We start from the raw sequence: 5,320 nt of genomic DNA on the forward strand, positions 1-5,320 counted from the left end.
TCCTGATGTTAAGAAAGATGTGAGTAATGGATAGCTTTAAAAAGGGAGGCGCATACCCACAATTTTTCGGTAAAGAAACTTGAGAGTTTGTATTGGTTAAAGATAAACCAAATAATAACTAATCACCAGACTTAGCATTTAGATATGTGTTGAAGTTGAGGGTTTATTGAAGAAATCCTTAATCACAGCAAAAGCAATAATTTTACTTTTTGCTTTCAAATATAAAAAAAATATTAATTTATTGACATTAGTAATAAGTCATGCTAGCAAATCGTATAAGGTAATTACTAAATTAAAGCTTATGTCCATCAAAAATATAGCTGATTGCAGATAAGTTAATTATGAACATGTAGCAAAACCTAGAATGCTCTAATCTCCATTCTCTGTTCAGGAAAAATCTAAAAACCCAGTAACTTAATACCCGATCAAGTTGCAAATTGCTATAGATTTTGGCAGAAATAAAAAATTAAGATAGCGTAGAAAAAATAGGACTTTATCTTGTTAATGTCTAACCAAACTAAACAATAAAATTCTATTTCTCCTGACCCATTGACCACTGGTGCATATCATTCCTAACCTAAATATAAAATCCCAGCTTGTAACATCCTAAATAAAGTCTTATGTCAACCCTTGTTATTGTGGAATCTCCTACTAAAGCCCGGACTATACGTAACTATCTACCCTCTGACTACCGGGTCGAGGCATCCATGGGTCACGTGCGTGACCTGCCACCTTCTGCTGATGAAATACCAGAAAAATATAAAGGAGAAAAGTGGGCACATCTAGGTGTAAACGTAGACTCAAATTTTGAACCCCTCTACGTCGTCCCTAAAGACAAAAAGAAAACCGTCAAAGAACTTAAAGATGCCTTGAAAGAAGCTGATGAATTAGTTCTAGCCACAGATGAAGACCGGGAAGGGGAAAGCATCAGTTGGCATTTACTGCAATTACTAAAACCAAAAGTTCCTACTAAGCGGATGGTATTCCACGAGATTACCCCAGAAGCTATCCGTAAGGCGATCGAAAATTGTCGCAATATAGACGAACAGTTAGTCAGGGCACAAGAGACAAGACGTATTCTAGACCGACTTTACGGTTATACTCTCTCACCTGTACTGTGGAAAAAAATAGCCTGGGGTCTCTCTGCTGGTAGGGTACAGTCAGTAGCAGTTCGACTATTGGTAACCCGAGAACGTCAACGTCGAGCTTTTAAACAAGGAGGTTATTGGGATTTAAAAGCTAGTTTAGAACAGGCAAAAAAACCTTTTGAGTCTAAACTTGTCACCCTTGGGGGTACAAAAGTAGCTACTGGTAGTGACTTTGATGAGAATACAGGCAAAATAGCTGAGGGTAGAAATGTAGTTCTGTTGGATGAGGCTCAAGCAGAAGCTCTGAAGGAACGGCTGCAAGATAAGCCTTGGACTGTTAATAGTGTTGAAGAACGAGCTGTTAAACGTAAACCATCCCCACCCTTTACCACTTCTACTTTACAACAAGAATCTAACCGTAAACTAAGAATGGGTGCTAGGCAAACGATGCGGACAGCCCAAAGTTTATATGAACAGGGCTTTATTACCTATATGCGTACAGACTCAGTACATTTGTCTGATGAAGCGATCGCTGCTGCTCGGAGTTGTGTGGAAAAAATGTATGGTCCAGAATATCTGAGTCCCCAACCACGACAATACACTACTAAAAGTAAAGGAGCGCAGGAAGCTCATGAAGCTATTCGTCCTGCTGGTCAAACTTTCCGCACTCCCCAGGAAACAGGGTTGAGTGGTCAAGAGCTTGCTCTTTACGATTTAATATGGAAACGGACAGTGGCTTGCCAAATGGCTGACTCTCGTCAAACCCATATTACAGTTAACCTGCAAGTAGAAGATGCGGGTTTTCGTTCTAATGGTAAGCGTATAGACTTTCCTGGTTTCCTCCGGGCTTATGTTGAAGGTTCCGATGACCCAGAAGCAGCTTTGGAAGACCAAGAAGTACCTTTACCTCCTCTGAAACAAGGCGATCATCCAAATTGCCAAGAAATAGAAGTATTAGGGCATGAAACTCAACCACCTGCTAGGTTTACCGAAGCATCTCTGGTAAAAACTCTGGAAAGTGAAGGTATTGGCCGTCCGAGTACCTACGCTACTGTTATTGGTACTATTGTTGACCGTGGTTATGCCAAACTTCAGAATAATGCTTTGGTTCCGACTTTTACTGCTTTTGGGGTAACAAGTCTATTAGAAAAGCACTTTCCTGAATTTGTGGATGTTAAGTTTACTGCCCGTATGGAACAGACTCTGGATGATATTTCTACTGGTGAAGCTCAATGGTTGCCATATCTACGAGAATTTTATTCTGGAGAAAGTGGGTTGGATACTCAAATTAAGGAACAGGAAGAGCAAATTGACCCTAAGTTAGCCCGTACCATTGAATTGGATAATTTGGATGATGAACCAGAGATGACTTATCGTATTTGTATCGGTAAGTTTGGTGCTTATATTGAGGCAGAAAATGGTGAAGGTGTTGTCAAGGCTTCTATTCCTGAAGATTTAACTCCATCAGACTTAGATCCAGAACAAATAGAGAAAATTCTGAAGCAAAAAACAGAAGGTCCTGAGGAATTAGGAATTCATCCAGAAGAAGATAAACCTATCTATATAATGACTGGTCGTTACGGTCCTTATGTACAGTTGGGTGATGAGGTAGAGGGAAGTAAGAAAAAACCAAAGCGAAGCTCACTGCCGAAGGGTGTAAATATGGAAGATGTGACTTTGGATATGGCGGTAGGGTTATTGTCTTTACCTCGTACTTTGGGTGTTCACCCAGAAACGGGTTGCAAAATTCAAACTAATTTAGGACGTTTTGGTCCTTATGTTGTTCACGACCAAGGAAAGGAGGTTGGTAAAGATTATCGTTCTTTGAAAGCTGGGGATGATGTTTTGACTATTACTTTGGAACGTGCTTTGGAGTTATTAGCTCAACCTAAAAGAGCGAGGCGTGGTAGTGCTAAAGCTGCACCTCCACTCAAAGATTTGGGTAAACATCCTGAAGATGGAGAGGCTGTGGGTATTTATGATGGTCGTTATGGACCTTATGTGAAGCATGGTAAGGTTAATGCTTCTTTGCCAAAGGATACGGCTGTTGAGGATGTGACTTTGGAGCAAGCTGTGGAACTTTTGAAGGCAAAGGCTAGTAGTAAGAAGTCTACTCGAGGTAGAAAGTCTAGAAAGTCAAAGGCGGAAAATAATTAGAATTTCGGTTATATTTAGATTACTAAGTAGTATGGTGGGTAAATATTGATTAGACCTCTTGCAAAAGTATTTTTCTGATAGTGTTTACGTCAATTATTGTTCACTTTTCCTTGTTCCCTGTTCCCTGTTTCCTTTTCCCGACTTCCGCAAGAAGTCTATTGATTGAGATGAATGTTGACATCCTCCCCGGCCTAAAGGCGCGGAGATTCCTATGGAGCCGAAACTCCTCGGTAGGTTGACGTTTTGCTGGCGCAAAGCTTCGCTAACACAGACTGCTGCTACCTTGGCGGTAGTCTTACCCTTGCCTCCACGTCCGTTTTTTGTCTCGGACTGCCCGCCCGCGACTAATATGTTTATTGCTGCATTTTCATCGCGGTCTTGCTTACTACCAGGCATTGGTGAATGCGTAATGCTTTTGTCTCAAATATCTATGAAAAAACTATAATTGTACCGTTCATAAATATTTAATGGCATTACCTAATCACCAACCCCAGATTTTCTGTTGTCTTGAAGGTTGATTTTTTTGATTTCTATTAATGAACCTCCTATTGAAGCTGCCCAAGAATTTGTTAATTTTTTTTCTAGTTGATTTTTAATCAAATGTATTAGCATTCTAATTACATAAAGATTCCATGGCATTTATTTTTGTTTGCCTACTCATCCCATCTAATTCATATCAAGGCTAAAGCATCTTCGTAGCGTTGCTCTAAAATACTGTTTTTTTAATCTTCTAATTCTTGAATCATTGCTTTTGCTACATCTTTTGCGGAGTTAAACTCCATTCTGAGGCTGGTAAGTTTTTGAAGGGTAAAAATGTTCTTCTCTTGAGAGAGAATATTTTTTCCGTTTGTCATCGGGAGCAAACAAATTTCCTCTTGTTCCCTGCTCCCTACGGACGTTGTATGCAACGTCTAAATTTTTTATTGGGGTTATTTAAAGAGACATGATATTAGATAAATTTATATTGTTCCTCCCGGAGATTGCCACAGGGGTATCAACACTTTTCTCTCAAGATTAACGTCAATATTTATCCCCCTTGCAATGACATTAATAATTTGAATTATTATCTTTTTTTTCGGGTTTAATTCCCCGTAGTCTACACGGTGTTTACAAGCTTGTTGAAGTTTGTAGAAACAGTGGCAGGTTTTGACTATCCCCATCCACTTTTTCCTTCTTCCTTCTTCCTTCTTCCTTCTTCAAGGAATTTGCCAAATACGCTGATGATATTGTTCTGGATCAGCGTAAGGATCGGCTATAGAATTAGTATGGTCGTGAGTATTATTGTTATGGTCATGGTTGTGATGATGATGACCATGACCGTGAGAATGTGCTTCACCAGCAACAGTAGCTAACCGAAACTTACACATTTCACAGTTCATTTGTACTTCTCCTAACTGTGTCTCTATTTCCCTTTCTCGCAATAATTCTAATAATGTTGGATGCGCTCCCATTTCTGGCAGACAAGTCATAGAAATACCTGGATATTGTTCTTGTTGTTGAGCAGTAATATCAAATATTTTCTTGACCAAAACTCCGGTAAATAAAAAGTAAGGCAAAACAATAATACGCTTCGGTTGATATAATCTAGCTCGCCGAAAACCTTCTTCTAAACGAGGATGAGTAATGCCAATAAAACAAGTTTCAATTGTTAGATATCCACTGCCTTCCCATAACATTCGAGCTAGTTTATAAACATCTCCATTAGCATCGGGATCGCTCGAACCTCGCCCTACAAATAATAAAACTGTTTCGGAGGGATTAAAATTAGTTTCTTCTAATTCTGTGAGACGTGATCGCCACAATTCTAAAATCTTGGGAGTAATGCCAAAATGTCGCCCATAATGGAATTTTATTTGAGGATGTCGTTGTCTTGCTCGGTCTAATTCATTGGTAATATCAAATTTATTGTGGCGAGCTGCAAATAATAAAATTGGTAAAGCAGATAATTTTGTGTAACCTTGTTCTACACATTTATCTACTCCTTCTTGAATAGTTGGACCTGTTAATTCTAAAAAGCAAGGTATCACAGGTCGAGATTTATCTAAATTTTGATAAGCTGCAACAAAATCTAAGAA

The 5,320-nt window shown here is 39.1% G+C and carries 5 protein-coding genes; 1 reads left to right on the forward strand and 4 read right to left on the reverse strand.

Going from position 1 to position 5,320, the window contains the following annotated elements; translation table 11 throughout:
- Positions 1 to 620: 620 nt before the first annotated feature.
- On the forward strand, positions 621 to 3,245 hold the full coding sequence (topA, locus tag F6K13_RS16795) for a type I DNA topoisomerase (RefSeq protein WP_124147252.1): 2,625 nt from the start codon (positions 621 to 623) through the stop codon (positions 3,243 to 3,245).
- 93 nt (positions 3,246 to 3,338) lie between these two features.
- Here the strand turns inward: topA and F6K13_RS16800 are convergent, their stop codons facing one another.
- The 4 genes from F6K13_RS16800 to F6K13_RS16815 form a co-directional block, all read right to left on the reverse strand.
- Positions 3,339 to 3,641: a hypothetical protein gene (locus F6K13_RS16800; RefSeq protein ID WP_133434000.1), complete on the reverse strand. Its 303-nt coding sequence runs from the start codon at positions 3,639 to 3,641 to the stop codon at positions 3,339 to 3,341.
- A gap of 81 nt (positions 3,642 to 3,722) precedes the next feature.
- On the reverse strand, positions 3,723 to 3,884 hold the full coding sequence (locus tag F6K13_RS16805) for a hypothetical protein (RefSeq protein ID WP_161564706.1): 162 nt from the start codon (positions 3,882 to 3,884) through the stop codon (positions 3,723 to 3,725).
- 83 nt (positions 3,885 to 3,967) lie between these two features.
- Entirely contained in the window at positions 3,968 to 4,099 is a 132-nt protein-coding gene (locus tag F6K13_RS16810) for a hypothetical protein (protein WP_275670452.1), read from the reverse strand.
- Between the two features lie 342 nt (positions 4,100 to 4,441).
- Positions 4,442 to 5,320 (reverse strand): sirohydrochlorin chelatase (locus F6K13_RS16815; RefSeq protein ID WP_287287863.1); only part of this gene is annotated, 879 nt, incomplete at its 5' end.

This window comes from Okeania sp. SIO2B9 (genome assembly GCF_010672505.1).
GTDB lineage: Bacteria > Cyanobacteriota > Cyanobacteriia > Cyanobacteriales > Microcoleaceae > Okeania > Okeania hirsuta.